Origin of the sequence: Stenotrophomonas maltophilia group sp. RNC7 (assembly GCF_030910085.1) — a bacterium.
Lineage (GTDB): Bacteria > Pseudomonadota > Gammaproteobacteria > Xanthomonadales > Xanthomonadaceae > Stenotrophomonas > Stenotrophomonas sepilia.
Map to the genome: position 1 here is coordinate 1 of NZ_JAVFVN010000429.1, position 14821 is coordinate 14821.

General features: G+C 68.8%; 15 protein-coding genes. 7 read left to right on the plus strand and 8 right to left on the minus strand.

The window, feature by feature from the left end; translation table 11 throughout:
• The first annotated feature begins 148 nt into the window (after positions 1 to 148).
• Complete coding sequence (gene prmC, locus RCF13_RS07295) at positions 149 to 1006, plus strand: peptide chain release factor N(5)-glutamine methyltransferase (protein ID WP_061480130.1); 858 nt, start codon at positions 149 to 151, stop codon at positions 1004 to 1006.
• A 48-nt stretch (positions 1007 to 1054) separates the two neighbouring features.
• The gene (gene pip, locus RCF13_RS07300) at positions 1055 to 1996 is read left to right on the plus strand and encodes a prolyl aminopeptidase (RefSeq protein ID WP_134969133.1); all 942 of its coding nucleotides are present in this window, start codon (positions 1055 to 1057) and stop codon (positions 1994 to 1996) included.
• A 149-nt stretch (positions 1997 to 2145) separates the two neighbouring features.
• Here the strand turns inward: pip and RCF13_RS07305 are convergent, their stop codons facing one another.
• Positions 2146 to 3030 (minus strand): LysR family transcriptional regulator, encoded by an 885-nt coding sequence (locus RCF13_RS07305; RefSeq protein WP_134969135.1) that lies wholly within the window; start codon positions 3028 to 3030, stop codon positions 2146 to 2148.
• A gap of 105 nt (positions 3031 to 3135) precedes the next feature.
• Between RCF13_RS07305 and RCF13_RS07310 the strand changes: the two genes are divergently transcribed.
• Positions 3136 to 4548, plus strand: a complete 1413-nt coding sequence (locus RCF13_RS07310; protein WP_231352557.1) for an MFS transporter — start codon at positions 3136 to 3138, stop codon at positions 4546 to 4548.
• Between the two features lie 73 nt (positions 4549 to 4621).
• On the opposite strand, the gene RCF13_RS07315 is transcribed toward RCF13_RS07310, so the two are convergent.
• The 4 genes from RCF13_RS07315 to RCF13_RS07330 are packed head-to-tail and all read right to left on the minus strand — an operon-like array spanning position 4622 to position 7476.
• Complete coding sequence (locus RCF13_RS07315; protein WP_134969298.1) at positions 4622 to 5419, minus strand: N-formylglutamate amidohydrolase; 798 nt, start codon at positions 5417 to 5419, stop codon at positions 4622 to 4624.
• Entirely contained in the window at positions 5412 to 5966 is a 555-nt protein-coding gene (locus RCF13_RS07320; protein WP_061480126.1) for an NUDIX hydrolase, read from the minus strand. The genes RCF13_RS07315 and RCF13_RS07320 overlap by 8 nt, the downstream gene beginning before the upstream one ends.
• Positions 5963 to 6898 carry a 5'-3' exonuclease H3TH domain-containing protein gene (locus RCF13_RS07325; protein WP_134969297.1) on the minus strand — a complete coding sequence of 312 codons (936 nt, stop codon included), beginning with the start codon at positions 6896 to 6898 and terminating at the stop codon, positions 5963 to 5965. The genes RCF13_RS07320 and RCF13_RS07325 overlap by 4 nt, the downstream gene beginning before the upstream one ends.
• Complete coding sequence (locus RCF13_RS07330; protein WP_061480136.1) at positions 6895 to 7476, minus strand: nitroreductase; 582 nt, start codon at positions 7474 to 7476, stop codon at positions 6895 to 6897. Before RCF13_RS07330 ends, RCF13_RS07325 begins: the two co-directional genes overlap by 4 nt.
• A 331-nt stretch (positions 7477 to 7807) precedes the next feature.
• Here RCF13_RS07330 and RCF13_RS07335 point away from each other — a divergent pair, with 331 nt between their 5' ends.
• Both RCF13_RS07335 and RCF13_RS07340 read left to right on the plus strand, forming a co-directional pair.
• Entirely contained in the window at positions 7808 to 10129 is a 2322-nt protein-coding gene (locus RCF13_RS07335; RefSeq protein ID WP_032953949.1) for a DUF1631 domain-containing protein, read from the plus strand.
• A 51-nt stretch (positions 10130 to 10180) separates the two neighbouring features.
• Positions 10181 to 11260, plus strand: coding sequence for an NAD(P) transhydrogenase subunit alpha (locus RCF13_RS07340; RefSeq protein WP_231352559.1), 1080 nt, complete (start codon positions 10181 to 10183; stop codon positions 11258 to 11260).
• A 102-nt stretch (positions 11261 to 11362) separates the two neighbouring features.
• Here the strand turns inward: RCF13_RS07340 and RCF13_RS07345 are convergent, their stop codons facing one another.
• From RCF13_RS07345 to RCF13_RS07355, 3 genes are read right to left on the minus strand one after another with little or no spacing between them, the layout of a single operon-like run.
• Complete coding sequence (locus tag RCF13_RS07345; protein ID WP_061480123.1) at positions 11363 to 11824, minus strand: DUF3106 domain-containing protein; 462 nt, start codon at positions 11822 to 11824, stop codon at positions 11363 to 11365.
• Between the two features lie 3 nt (positions 11825 to 11827).
• Complete coding sequence (locus RCF13_RS07350; protein WP_111201058.1) at positions 11828 to 12154, minus strand: hypothetical protein; 327 nt, start codon at positions 12152 to 12154, stop codon at positions 11828 to 11830.
• Positions 12151 to 12735: an RNA polymerase sigma factor gene (locus RCF13_RS07355; RefSeq protein WP_082783364.1), complete on the minus strand. Its 585-nt coding sequence runs from the start codon at positions 12733 to 12735 to the stop codon at positions 12151 to 12153. Before RCF13_RS07355 ends, RCF13_RS07350 begins: the two co-directional genes overlap by 4 nt.
• 98 nt (positions 12736 to 12833) lie before the next feature.
• Here RCF13_RS07355 and RCF13_RS07360 point away from each other — a divergent pair, with 98 nt between their 5' ends.
• Together RCF13_RS07360 and RCF13_RS07365 are read left to right on the plus strand one after the other, a co-directional pair.
• Complete coding sequence (locus tag RCF13_RS07360) at positions 12834 to 13154, plus strand: NAD(P) transhydrogenase subunit alpha (RefSeq protein WP_005415382.1); 321 nt, start codon at positions 12834 to 12836, stop codon at positions 13152 to 13154.
• A complete protein-coding gene (locus RCF13_RS07365) occupies positions 13151 to 14611 on the plus strand; it encodes an NAD(P)(+) transhydrogenase (Re/Si-specific) subunit beta (protein WP_134969499.1) in 1461 nt (486 codons plus the stop codon). The genes RCF13_RS07360 and RCF13_RS07365 overlap by 4 nt, the downstream gene beginning before the upstream one ends.
• Positions 14612 to 14821 lie beyond the last annotated feature (210 nt).

The window sequence follows — 14821 nt, forward strand, 5'->3', positions numbered from 1 at the left end:
CGGCTCGCCCGATCTCGGGGGCAAAACGTGACGGTTTCCTTGTTTTTTTGTGGGGGCGCGCCTGGGGGGGGGGTGTTGTGTACGCGCCGCGCGGTGGCGGGGGTGTCCCCCCCCCCGCCGCGCCGCGCCTCGGCTCTACAATTGAGACATGTCTTTCCAACCCGAACCCACTCTGCGTCAGGTCGTAGCCGACGCCAGTGCCCGCTTGGGCGGTGTCGACGCCCGCCACGAAGCCGAACTTCTGCTGCTGCATGTACTGGACCGCCCGCGCAGCTGGCTGTTCGCCCATGCCACCGATCCGCTGGCCGCCAATGACCAGGCCGCCTTCGAAGCCTTGCTGGCCCGCCGTGTGGCCGGTGAGCCGGTTGCCTACCTGACCGGGCGCCGCGGTTTCTGGACGCTGGACCTGGAGGTCGACCCGGCCACGCTGATCCCGCGCCCGGAAACCGAGCTGCTGGTCGAGTTGGCGCTGGAGCGACTGCCGCCGGACCAGGCGTTGCAGCTGGCCGACCTCGGTACCGGCAGCGGTGCGATCGCACTGGCACTGGCCAGCGAACGGCCCCGGGCACAGGTGCTGGCCACCGATGCCAGCCCGGGCGCGTTGGCCGTGGCCGCGCGCAATGCCGCCCGCCATGAACTGCGCAACGTGCGTTTCGCCGAGGGCGGGCACGACTGGTATGCGCCGCTACGGGGGGCACGCTTCGACCTGATTGCCAGCAATCCACCCTACATCGCCAGCGATGACCCGCATCTGGAACAGGGCGACCTGCGCTTCGAACCGTCTACCGCGCTGGCCTCGGGCATGGACGGCCTGGATGACATCCGCCGCATCGTCGAGGGTGGCCAGGCCCACCTGCGGCCCGGCGGTTGGTTGCTGATCGAGCACGGTTGGGACCAGGGCGCCGCGATCCGGGCACTGTTCGAGGCGACGGGATTTGCCGAGGTGCAGACCGTGCAGGACCTGGAGCAGCGCGACCGCATCACCCTGGGCCGGCGTCCGGCCTAGAATGGAGGTTCTCCTGCCCCGGCAGGGCATCACCCTGGAGCTGCAAGCATGCGTACGCTGTACCCCGCCATCACCCCCTACGACGTCGGCACCCTGAAGGTCGACGACCGCCACACGCTGTACTTCGAACAGTGCGGCAACCCGGAAGGCAAGCCGGTGGTGATGCTGCACGGTGGCCCGGGTGGCGGCTGCAGCGACAAGATGCGCCAGTTCCACGACCCATCCAAGTACCGCATCATCCTGTTCGACCAGCGCGGTGCTGGCCGTTCCACCCCGCACGCGGATCTGGTGGACAACACCACCTGGGACCTCGTCGCCGATATCGAGAAGCTGCGCGAGCACCTGAAGGTCGATCGCTGGCAGGTGTTCGGTGGCAGCTGGGGCTCGACCCTGGCCCTGGCCTATGCCGAAACCCACCCGCAGCGCGTGACCGAACTGGTCCTGCGCGGCATCTTCATGCTGCGTCGCTGGGAGCTGGAGTGGTTCTACCAGGAAGGCGCCAACCGCCTGTTCCCGGATGCGTGGGAGCACTACCTCAAGCCGATTCCGCTGGTGGAGCGTCATGACCTGATCTCGGCCTTCCACCGCCGCCTGACCAGCGACGACGAAACCACCCGCCTTGAAGCGGCCAAGGCGTGGGCGGTATGGGAAGGGGCGACCAGCTTCCTGCACGTGGACGATGACTTCATCAACAGCCACGAAGACCCGCATTTCGCGCTGGCGTTTGCCCGCATCGAGAACCACTACTTCGTCAACGGCGGTTTCTTCGAGGTGGAAGACCAGCTGCTGCGCGACGCGCACCGCATCGCCGACATCCCGGGCGTGATCGTGCACGGCCGCTACGACGTGGTCTGCCCGCTGGCCAACGCCTGGGACCTGACCCAGGTGTGGCCGAAGGCGAAGCTGGAAATCACCCCGGCCTCGGGCCACTCGGCGTTCGAGGCCGAGAACGTGGATGCGCTGGTGCGCGCCACCGATAGCTTCGCCTGATCGGTAGTGCCGGCCGCTGGCCGGCAACGCCGCACCGTTGGCGCCGGGCATGGCCCGACGCTGCCAACCCCCTCCACGCATGGCGTGGATCTACCGCAGTCCACACGTGAAACGTCTGGATTTGCGCAGGCGCCGGCCAGCGGCGGGCGCTACCAGTCCCCAGCCAGCAATGCGTCGGCCAGTACCTGCAGCTTCGGCGAATGCTGGCGCGACGGTGGGTAGATCAGTGACAGCGCGCGGCTGCGGCCTTCAAACGGCTGCAGCACGCGCAGCAGGCGGCCGTCGGCCAAGGCGTCGGCCACCGCGAAATCCATCACCTGCACGATGCCGATGCCGGCGATCGCCGCTTCCACCAGCGGATCGCCGCTGTCGAACACCATCCGCGTCGGTGGCGTGAAGTCGTGAAGCTGGCCGTCCTGCAGGAACTGCCAGTCCACCAGCCGGCCACTGCGCAGGTTGCGCACCGCCAGGCAGGCATGATCCCGCAAGGCGGCCACATCGTCGGGCGCGCCACAGCGGTCGAGGTAGTCCGGGCTGGCCACCGTCACCCAGCGCAGCGGCCGCAGTGCCCGCGCGACGATGCGCTGGTCGGCGATGACGCCGGTGCGCAGCGCGGCATCGAAACCTTCCTCGACCAGATCGACCAGACGGTCGTTGAGCACGGCTTCCACCTGCAGTTGCGGGTGCTGCTGCAGCATCGGCCCCAGCAGCGGTACCAGCACCTTGCGCCCGAACATCGAGGGCGCACTGATCTTCAGGGTGCCCGAGGGCGTGCACGGACGGTCGGCCAACTGGCGTTCGGCATCCTCGAGACCGCACAGCAGGGGCGCGACCTGATCGACGAACTGGCGACCATCCGGGGTCAGTGCCACGTTGCGGGTGTTTCGCTGCAGCAGCTTCACCCCCAGCGTGGCCTCCAGCCGACTGATCGCGCGCGACAGGCCTGACTGGCTCAGGCCCAGCTGCCCGGCGGCGACGGTGAAACTGCGTGCTTCGGCCACCTGCACCAGCATGCGGACGGCATTGAGGTCCATCGAGGTTCCATTCATGCTGAAAATCATGACAGATATGGCCGGAAAGGGGTTTATTGATAGCTCTGCATCAATGAGACTGCGCTCCCCCACAGCACCGGACCGTCGATGCCTCCCCTCAAGTACCCGCGCTGGGCGCTGGCCCTGCTGGCCACCGCCCAGCTGATCATCGCCCTGGACGCCACCATCATCTTCGTCGCCCTGCATGACATGGGGCGCGCGCTGGAGATCAACGCACAGCAGCTGCAATGGGTGGTCAGTGCCTACACCGTGGCCTTTGGCGGCAGCCTGCTGCTGGGCGGGCGTGCCGCCGACCTGATCGGCCGCCGTCGTTTCTACCGGCTGGGCATGCTGCTGTTCGCACTGGCATCGCTGCTCGGCGCGCTGGCGCCGAACGCCACCCTGCTGATCATCGCGCGTGCGGCGCAGGGCATCGGCGCGGCATTGCTGTTCCCGGCCACGCTGGCGCTGATCAACACGTTGTATGCGGAAGGTCCGGTGCGCAACCGTGCACTTGCGATCTGGAGCATGGCCAGCGCGGTGGGCCTGGCGCTGGGCACGCTGCTCGGTGGCGTGCTGACCCAGGCGTTCGGCTGGCCGGCGGTGCTGGCGGTGATCGTGCCGCTGGCCACCACCTGCGCGGTGGCTGCGGGTGCGTGGTTGCCGGCCGATGGCCCGCGTGCGCAGGGCCGCTCGTTCGATCTGGCCGGCTGCATCACCGTCACTGCCGGCGGCAGCCTGCTGGTCACTACCCTCGTGCAAGGGCCGGAGTGGGGCTGGACTGCGCCGGCCACGCTGGGCTGCCTGCTGCTGTCGGTGCTGCTGCTGGTGGCGTTCGTGCAGATCGAACAGCGCAGCCGCGATCCGCTGATGCAGTTCGCGTTGCTGCGGCTGCCCGGACTGCGCGCGGCACTGGGCCTGACCTTCGCCTTCATGAGCAGCTATGGGGTGCAGTACTACTTCATGGCGCTGTACTTCCAGGACGGCTACGGCTGGAGCCCGCTGCAGGCCGGCATGGCCTTCCTGCCCGCCACCGCGGTGTGCACGGTCGGCATCCAGCTGGCCGAGTGGACGCTGCAGCGCTGGAGCGCGCGCAAGGTGCTGGTGGTCGGGCAGCTGGCCGGCGCCATCGGTATCGCCTGGGTGGCCGCGACGCTGCCGCACGGCGCGAACTTCTGGCCGCTGCTGCCGGGCGTGGTAGTGCTGAGCATCGGCCAGGGCATGACCTGGACCTCGATGTGGATCGTGGCCGGGCAGGGCGTGCCGTCCGCACAGCAGGGTGTTGCATCTGGCATGGCGGCGACCGCGCAGCAGATCGGTGGCGCGCTGGGCCTGGCGGTGCTGGTGATGGTGGCCAATGCCGATGCCGGTACAGCCGGTTCGCCGAGTGCACTGGCCGGGCTGGTGCGCGCCGAATACGGTGCCGCCTTGTTTTCATTGTTCGGCGTGGTGATCGCGCTGGGCCTGCGCCCGGCACCGGCCGAATCGGCCGCCACCGTCTGCCCGGCCAACGAGGCATGATTGAAGGGGTTGCCGTGGAAGGATGTGCCGGCCAGCGGCCGGCACTACCGGTTCGGCATGGATGCACGCGCGTTCAACCCCGCGCCAGCAACTCCGGTTGCAGCGCGCTGAAGATCCGCGCCAACCGCTCGGCCCACGCCTGCTGCCCTGCCATATCGGCAATGAGGTCCTGGCGGATCTCCAGTTCCACGTGCACCAGCCCGCGACCTTCGCCATGCACCGGCACCGCGTAGTCGCTGGTGCTGCTGACCGAATACGGTTCGTTGTCACCCACCACCAGATCGCCTTCGTCGCGCAGTGCCTGCAGCAAGGCATGCGCGAAGCGCGTGTCCTGGTGGTACAGCACGCCGGCGTGCCAGGGCCGCTGCGTGCCGTTCATCACGGGGGTGAAGCTGTGCATCATCACCAGCAGGGTGGGCTGGCCGGCATCACGGCGCGCATCAAGCTCGGTCTCGATGCGTGCATGGTACGGCGCGTGGATCGCATCGATGCGCTGCTGGCGCTGCGCCGCCGACAGCCCGGCATTGCCCGGCACCACGGTGTGGTCGCTCACCTCCGGAATCAGCGTCGGTGAGGCCAGTGGGCGGTTGCAGTCGATCAGCAGCCGCGAGTACGTCTGTTCGATCGCCCAGGCATCGAGCCGTTCGGCCAGTGCACGGGTGGTGCCGGCGATGCCGATGTCCCAGCCGATATGGCGGTCCAGCTCGGCCTGGGGCAGGCCGAGCCCGGTCAGCGCACGCGGCACCTGCTGGCCGGCGTGGTCGGCCAGCAGGAGGTAGGGCGAGACGCCCTGCGCCCGGTGGATCGTGTAGATCGCCGGGTCGTCGGCGCCGAGCAACGCAGGCAGCCTGTGCAGGTCCGCGTCAGCCACGCGGGCGCCCGTCCAGGTGGTGCTCGATCATCCACAGCCCGGCCCAGAGCTTGGCGTCCAGCTCGTAGCCTTCGCCCATCTTCTGCACCAGCCACGCTGCAGCCTCATTGCGTGGAATCTCGTGCACGGTGATGTCCTCGCTGTCATCACCGCCCCCTTCGCCGATGCGGCGCAGGCCGGTGGCGCGCACAAAGGCGATCTTCTCGCTGCTGGCGCCGGAAGACGTCGGGCCGATCATCAGCACTTCGGCGTGATCGGCGGTCCAACCTGTTTCTTCTTCCAGTTCACGCACCGCCGAGACTTCGATCGATTCGCCGGCGTGGATGTCGCCGACCAGGCCGGCCGGCATTTCGATGGTGGGCGCCTGCAGCGGTACACGGAACTGTTCGACGAACAGCACCTTGTCCTCCGGGGTGACGGCGATGATGATCGCGGCCAGGCCACCGGCATGGGTGCGTTCGCTGTATTCCCAGGTACCGCGCACCAGCATGCGCTGGTACTTGCCTTCGTAGACGACGCGCGGGGCTTCGGTATTGCGCTGGCTCATGCGGGCTCGCTGTGGGAGGGAAGAGGATCGGCCACGCCGGCGGCGTCGAACAGCCGGCGGCGGGTCATCGGGCCGAAGCGCAGGGTCTGGCACAGGCCACCGAGCAGCTCTGGATCGGCCGATTGGCGCAGCAGTCCGGGCTGGCTGCCCTCCAACGGCGCGTCCAGCGCGATGGTGGTCAGCTGGCGCCAGAGCTGGGCGTGCTCGCGCTGCTCGCGCAGCCGCACTGCCATCTGTGCAGCGCCACGCAGGCGCAGGAACGGCACTTCGTCCAGTCGTTCGAACAGCGCATCCATGCTGCCGAAATGGGCCAGCAGCACGGCGGCCGATTTGCTGCCGACGCCACTGATACCGGGAATGTTGTCCACCGCATCGCCACACAGCGCCAGGTAGTCGGCGATCTGGTGGGCGTGCACGCCGTGCCGCGCCTTCACCCCGGCCACGTCCCAGCGCTGGTTGCGGGCGTAGTCCCACTGCTCGTCATGGTCGACCAGCAGCTGCGACAGGTCCTTGTCGGCGGAGATGATCACGCCGCGATGGCTGCTGCGGTGGACGTGCAGGGCACTGCCGATCAGGTCGTCGGCCTCGTAGTCGTGGTGGGCCAGGACCGCAAGGCCCAGCGCCGCGCACAGCGCCTTGCAGTGCACGAACTGGCGTTTGAGCGCCTCCGGTGCCGGCTCGCGGTTGGCCTTGTAGGCCGGATACAGCCGATGGCGGAAACCGCTGTCGAGCGCTTCGTCGAAGGCGATGGCGATGTGCCGCGGGCGCTCGCGCTCGAGCAGGTCCAGCAGGAAGCGGGCGAAGCCGTGCACCGCATTGGTGGGCCAGCCCTGTGCGTCCTGGAACTGGTCTGGCAGTGAATGCCAGGCACGGAACACGTAGATGCTGGCATCAACCAGGTACAGCGACGGCGGGGCGGCCGGCGGGGTCATGCTGGGGGCGTCCAGTCGCGCAGCAGGGCCGCCGGGTCGGGGCGCTCGCGTTCGGGTACGTCGGCCTTGGGCGTACCGATGTGGATGAAGCCGGCGATGCGTTCGCCGTCGACCAGGCCCAGGTGGGCCTGCACGGCCGGATCGAAGGCCATCCAGGCGGTCAGCCACTGCGCGCCGAAACCCAGCGCCTGCGCGGCCTGCAGCAGGGCGAAACAGACGCAGCCGGCGGTCATCAGCTGTTCCTGTTCGGGCACCTTCGGGTCCGGCCGCGGGCTGGCCACCACCACGATCACCAGCGGTGCGTGGCTGAAACGCTGGCGGTCCTTCTCGAACACGGCCTCGCCCGCATGTGGGTCGCGCTGGCGGCTGCGTTCAGCCAGGAACTCGCCCAGAGTGTGACGTGCATCGCCTGCGATTTTCAGGAAGCGGAACGGCACACGCTTGCCGTGGTCGGGCACGCGCACCGCCGAGGCCAGCATCCGCTGCAGGGTGGCCGGGTCCGGCCCGGGCTCGCCCAGTTGCCGCGAGGGCACCGAGCGGCGGGCATCCAGGGCGAGCAGGGCGGCAGGGTCGGGCATGGAGGCTGAACCGGTCATCACGGGCGTTTGATTATAGTCGGGGTGGTCAATGACGCCGTTTGTGTCGCGTCCGGCCCTTGAATACCAAACTGTGATGAACATCATGCCACTGGCGGGAAACGGACAGCCGCTTCCCCTCGCCTCGTGGGCCTTGCACGGCTTACGATATCTGTCTTGCCGGGCCGCCGGTCATGAGGTTTGAAGTGAGGACTGTTTCACTGTCCGTGACGGGCTGGCCGGCCTACCATCGACGTTCCGGTACATGGGGTGTGCCGGAAGCCGCGATGTCCATGCTGTCTGTCGTACCAGAGAAGGTGGGGAGCCTTCCCGAATGATGAGCGTGCCCACACCGATGGGATCGCCGGGCCGTGACCCGGCCCAGCTCCAGCGTGCCCGGGACATGGTCCTGCCCGCGCTGTGCCAGGCCTTCGGGGCGGCACTGGCGCGTTTCGACGATGCCCTGTTCGACCGCGCCGGCAATGCCGGCTCGTCGCAGTTGCTGTTCCTGGACGCGATGCGCGAACTGCGCCGGCGCCGTGAGGACATCGCGGCTGCTTTCGCAGGCCACCTGCAGCAGGCCTGGGCCGCATTGGAGGCTGGTGAGCCGCTGTCAGCCGAGGCGACCCTGTCCGGGCCGGCCGAGGATGGGCTCAGCCTGCTGGCCGAGCATGTGCTGGAATCCCGGTTGGCGGTGCGCAATTTCGCCACTGTGTTGCTGCGTGACTTCAAGCCGGTGCTGGCGCGGCTGGATCGCCGCCTGGGCCGGTTGATCGGTGGCGCGGAACTGGACGCCGACCACAATCCGATCAGCCCCGAACACCTGGGCGTGGCCATCCACGAAGCCTTTGCCGGCTGTGAACTGGCCCCGGAAGTGCATCTGGTGCTGATCAAGCTGTGCGAGCGCGACCTGCGTGCACCGGTCGGTCGCATCTACGAGAAGCTGGACGAGCAGCTGGCCGCAGCCGGCGTGATGTCGCAGATGGGGGCTCCGCAGCGCCCACAACCGCCGGCACCGGATCCGCGCATGGCCGGCATGCTGGATGACCTGGTCGAGCATCGCCACGGCGCGGGCGTCGATCCGGGGTTCAGCGATGACGAGCAGGCTGCACCGGCCTGGGCGCAGCGCTTCGCCGCCCGCTGGTCCGAGCGCCGCGGGCATATGCAGCAGCACCTGGGCGGCGATGACGGCGCCACCGGCGAGGCCTACGCTGGCCAGCAGGGCATGCTGCTGGAAGCGCTGCACGAACTGCTGCAGCAGACCCGCCACGTGCGTGAGGACGCCACGTCTGCGGCACAGGTGGCGGTTGGCCAGCAGCGCCCGCTCAGCCAGCGCGAAATGATGTCGGTGCTGTCGCTGCTGCAGGCCACGCCCAGCGCCACCCTGCGCGCGGCCATCGGCGAGGACGGCGAATCGCTGGCGCAGCGCCTGAAGAGCGAAGTGCTGTCCAGCGCCACCCAGCTTGGCGTCGATCCGGGCCAGACCCGGCTGGACCCGCAGGATGAGGACGCCATCGACCTGGTCGGCATGCTGTTCGACGTGATGCTGGACGAGCGTGAACTGGAAGGCCGCTCGCGCGAACTGATCGGCCGCCTGGTGGTGCCTTTCGTCAAGGTCGCCATGCTCGACCGCCGCATGTTCGTGCAGAAGACCCACCCGGCGCGCAAGCTGCTCAACTCGCTGGCCGAGGCCTGCGAGGGCAACACCGGCGAGAGCCAGGCCGAGCGCATGCTGATGGCCAAGGTCGAAGAGATCATCGAGCGCCTGGTGGCCGAGTTCAACGAGAACCTGGCGATCTTCCTGACCCTGGAAGAGGAATTCCGCGAGTTCCTGGTGCAGCATCGTCGCCGCGTGGAAATCGCCGAGCGCCGTGCCGCAGAAACGCAGCGCGGCCAGGAAAAGCTGGAAATGGCCCGCAGCCGGGCCGGTGCGGAACTGGACCGCCGCATCGGTGACGCCACGCTGCCGCCGGCCATTGCCGAGTTCCTGCGCCAGCCGTGGCAGCATCATCTGACCCTGGCGCTGCTGCGCGAGGGAGAAGAAGGCGCGTCGGTGGCCGAGGCATTGAGCCTTGGCGATGGCCTGCTTGAGGAAGTGGCCGAGGCCCGCCGCCAGATCGTCGGCAAGCCGTGGCTGCAGGCCTGGCAGCCGGTGCTGGCCAAGGTGTTTGCCAGCGTCGGCGTGCACGGCGATGCGGCCACCGCCGCGATTGATGCCCTGCATGACACCCTGCAGGGCATCGCCGAATCGCGGCCGGAACTGCAGCGTGCGCTGCCGGAGCTGCCGCAGGTTGCCTTGCCGGCGCCGCCAGTGGCTGAATCGCCGGCGGTTGAGCTTGGCGGACAGATTGATGCCGACGATTTCGACAACGCCGATGCCGACCGCTTCCGCCGCATGGAAATCGGCAACTGGCTGGACTTCGTCGACAAGGATGGCAAGGTGCAGGCGGGCAAGCTGTCCTGGGTCAGCCCGATTTCCTCGCGCCTGCTGTTCGTCAACCGTCGCGGCGTGCGCTTCTGCGTGGCCTCGCCGGAAGAGCTGGCGGTGATGATGCGGCTGGGCCGCCTGCGTGCCCACGTTGATGATGGCGCCTTCGACAGCGCCATGCAGGGCGTGATCGATCGCCTCGACCCCGGCAGCGCCACGCTGCACTGAGCGGGGGCTGCCTGCTAGGATCGGGAAACTCACCGATCAGCGGGGACCTGCATGGCCGTGGCGTTGCTGGGTATGAAGGAGACCGCGCCGGGCGAACGGCGCGTGGCACTGACGCCGGAGACCGCGCGCAGGCTCGGGGCCTTGGGCATTGCCGTCTGGTATGAGGCGGGCGCGGGTTTGGCCGCTGGTTTCACCGACGCCGCCTATGACGATGCCGGTGCACGCGTCTTCGACGCGGGCCGCTGGGCCGAGATCGATATCCTGCTGTGCGTGCAGGCCCCGCCTGCGGCGGTGCTGGAACAGCTCAAGCCCGGCGCCAGCGTGGTCGGCCTGCTGGCCCCGACCAGCGATCCGGCGCTGGCCGCGCTGGCGGCCGATGGTCGCCTGCAGCTGTTCCCGCTGCAGCAGCTGCCGCGCACCACCCGTGCGCAGGCGATGGATGTACTCAGTTCGCAGGCCGGCATGGCCGGCTACAAGGCGGCGCTGATCGCCGCCGAACGCGCGCCGCGCTTCTTCCCGATGCTGACCACTGCGGCCGGCACCGTGCGGCCGGCCAAGGTGCTGGTGATCGGTGCCGGCGTGGCGGGCCTGCAGGCCATCGCCACTGCGCGCCGCCTCGGTGCACAGGTGGAAGGCTTCGACGTGCGCCCGGAAACCCGCGAGCAGATCCAGTCACTGGGTGCACGCTTCCTCGACCTCGGGGTCAGCGCGGCGGGCGAGGGAGGCTATGCGCGGGCGCTGACCGATGACGAGCGCGCCGAGCAGCAGCGTCGGCTGGCCGACCACCTGCGCAGTGTGGACGTGGTGATCTGCACGGCTGCGGTACCCGGCCGCCCGGCGCCGACCATCGTGACCGCTGCGATGGTGGAAGGCATGGCCACCGGCAGCGTCATTGTTGATCTGGCAGCGGAAAGCGGCGGCAACTGTGCACTGACCCTGCCGGGGCAGTGCATCGAACACCAGGGCGTGACCATCGACGGTCCGCTGGGCCTGGCCAGCCGCGGCGCGACCCAGGCCAGCGAAATGTATGCACGCAATCTGCTGAACTTCGTCGCGCTGTTCGTGCGCGAGGGCCAGCTGGCGTTCGACTGGGACGACGAACTGCTGGCGAAGACACGCTGGCAGGCGTGAACCTCATGTGGCTCCTGTAGAGCCGAGCCCATGCTCGGCTTGCGCAGGCGCGATGGAGCAGCAGAGCGTGGGCTCGGCTCCACAAAGGGTTGAACGTTGCCTTTACCGCGGCTTCGCCGGCGGCGGGTTCTCCCGCACCCAGTCCTTGCGCTGCTCCGGCGTCATTTGTGACCAGCGCTCGCGCAGTGCGTCGCGCTGCGCGGGCGGCAGATCCCGCATCTGACCGAACAGGGCCCGGGCCTGCTCACGCTGTTCCGGGCTCATGTGCTCGAAGCGGCGCAGGCCGCGGCGGGCCTTGTCGCGTTCCTCCGGGCTCATCGATTGCCAGCGCTGGCCATGCGAGAGCATGCGCTGGCGCTGGCCGGCATCGGCGCTGTTCCAGCGGTCGCGCAGCGGCGCCAGCAGGGACTCACGCTGGGATTCGCTCAGCTGCTCCCACGCAGGCAGCGTGGCGCCCGGCGCAGGGCGTGCAGCAGGCGCGGGCGCTGCGCTCTGCGCCAGTACCGGGAAGACCGGCAGCAGCAACAGGGTCAACAGCAGCGGCAGGGTATGCAGTCGGGACATGGTTCACTCCATCGCCAGGTCGGTATCGCCCAGCCACAGGTACAGATCGGGATTTTCGTCGTACAGGGCGCTGTTGTCTTCCACCGAGGCCAGCACCGGTGCCGGCACGGCGGGCGACAGGGGGCTGTGGCCGCTGAACTGCAGGCCGATCCCCAGCGCCACCACCAGAGAGCAGGCGCTGGCCAGCCACCAGCGCCAGCGCCCGTGACGGGCCGCGCTGGCGCCGTGGCGCGCCAGGCGCAGCCGTGCCAGCGTGGCCGGCGACAGCGCCTGCAGCGACTGCGCGTGCAGGTCGCGCAGGGTGTCATCGGAAGGCAGGGAGCGGTTCACGGGTGGGTCTCCAGGTAGTCCTGCAGCGCCTGCCGGGCGCGTGCCAGATGGGTTTTTACCGCGCCTTCGCTGCAGCCCATGGCGCGGGCGGTGGTGGCCCCGTCCAGGTCCTGCAGCACGCGCAGGGTGAAGGCCTCGCGCTGGCGTGCGGGCAGGGTACGCAGCGCCTGCACCAGTTGCTGGTACTGCTGGCGCTGTTCGTGCGCCTGCGCCGGGTCCGGGCCGGGGTCGGCCCAGTCGATCCCGACTCCGTCGGCGTCCTGGTTGTCGCGCCAGAACGGCAGGCGGAAACGGCGCCGGCGCTGCAGGTCGATCACGCGGCGGCGCAGGATGCTCCAGAACAGGGGCGCCCATTCGGCCGCCGGCTTGTCGGCGTAGTCCAGCATGCGCATCAGCGCGTCCTGCACCGCGTCCATGGCGTCTTCGCGCTGGCGCAGGCCGGCCTCGGCGAAACGGAACGCGCGCGGGCCGACGCTGGCCAGGAACGCCTCCAGCGATGCCGGCAGGGCATCGGTGTCGGCGCTCGGGGGGACGGGGCTGCTCACCAGCACAGGGTACGGTTCCTCGCTCGGGCTCACCATCGACAACGCGTGAGCGTCGCCGCGGTTGACGCCGGGTGCGCGCCGGGTTCAGCCCGTGGTTATGATGGGCCGACGAAGACAGAGCGGGAGCGTTGCCAGTGAGTGACGGGTTCGTAGCGCTGTACATCTTCATGCTGGCGGCCATCGCCGGCCACGTGATCATTTCGCGGGTGCCGGTGATCCTGCATACCCCGCTGATGTCGGGTTCCAACTTCATCCACGGCATCGTGCTGATCGGCGCGATGGTGGTGCTGGGGCACGCGCAGACGCCGCTGGAAAAGGCGCTGGGCTTCCTTGCCGTGGTGCTCGGTGCCGGCAATGCCGCCGGTGGCTACGTGGTCACCGCGCGCATGCTGGAGATGTTCAAGCCGAGCGCGCCCAAGGGCGGCAGGGACGAACCGAAGGAGCCACAGGCTTGAACATCAGCACCGTCGAACTGCTCGACTGGCTGGTCAAGGCCAGCTACCTCGTCGCCGCCACGCTGTTCCTGCTGGGTCTGCAGCGCATGGCTTCGCCGCTGACCGCGCGCAGCGGCATCCGCTGGGCCGGGCTGGGCATGCTGCTGGCCACGGTGGCGACCTTCTTCCTGCCTGAACTGCACAACGTGCCGCTGATCCTGGTCGCACTGCTGCTGGGCGCGGGCCTGGCCTGGTGGTCGGCCGGCAAGGTGGCCATCACCGACATGCCGCAGATGGTGGCGTTGTACAACGGCATGGGCGGTGGCTCGGCGGCGGCGATCGGTGCGGTGGAACTGCTGCGCTATGCCTTCCTTGCCAACCGCGATACCCGCCATTGGAGCGAGCAGGCGCTGGCCGACCTGGCCGCACGGCAGCCGTCGGGCATGGTGCTGCTGCTGGCGGTGGTCGGCGCGGCGATCGGTGCGGTGTCGCTGTCCGGCTCGGTGATCGCCTGGGCCAAGCTGGATGGGCGCCTGGACAAGCGCGTGACCTGGCCCGGCCAGCAGGTGATGAACCTGCTGGTGGCACTGGCGGTGGTGGTGCTGGCGATCATCGCCGCGAGCACGCTCAACACCTCGGCAATCGTCGCCTTCTTCGTGCTGGCACTGGCGCTGGGCGTGCTGATGACGCTGCCGATCGGTGGCGCCGACATGCCGGTGGTGATCTCGCTGTACAACGCATTCACCGGCCTGGCGGTGTCCTTCGAAGGTTATGTGCTGGGCAATGAGGCGCTGATCATCGCCGGCATGATGGTCGGCGCGGCCGGCATCCTGCTGACCCGGTTGATGGCCAAGGCAATGAACCGGCCGATCCGCAACGTGCTTTTCTCCAACTTCGGCGGCGGTGCCGGAGGCGAGGCACAGGCGATCACCGGCGCGCAGAAGCCCATCGAAGCGTCGGACGTCGCGGCGATGATGGCCTTTGCCGAGCGCGTGGTGATCGTGCCCGGCTACGGCATGGCGGTGGCGCAGGCCCAGCACAAGATCTGGGAACTGGCGCAGCGGCTGGGCCAGCGTGGCGTGAAAGTGAAGTTCGCGATCCACCCGGTGGCCGGGCGCATGCCCGGGCACATGAACGTGCTGCTGGCCGAGGCCGGCGTGCCCTACGACCTGATCGCCGACATGGACGACATCAACCCCGAATTCGCCAATACCGACGTGGTGCTGGTGATCGGTGCCAACGACGTGGTCAATCCGGTGGCGCGGACCGACCCGGCCAGCCCGATCTACGGCATGCCGGTGCTGGACGTGGTCAACGCGCGCAACGTGGTGGTGATCAAGCGCGGCAAGGGCACCGGTTTTGCCGGCATCGAGAATGCGCTGTTCTACGCCGACAACACCCGCATGCTCTATGGCGACGGCGCCGAAGCGGCGGCCTCGCTGGTGAGCGAGCTGAAGGCGCTCGACGGCGGGCATTGAGGCCGTACCGGTAGCGGCCGGGGCCGGCCCGCCGCGGGGTGGTGGGGGCCCCCCGGCCGCCCCGCCCCGGGCCCCCCCCCCCCCCACCCCCCCCCCCCCCCCCCCCCCCCCCCACAACAAAAACACACAAAACCAAAAAAAAAAAACAACACAAAACACACCACACCCCACAAACACCCAACACACCAAAAAAAAACAAAAAAAAAAAAA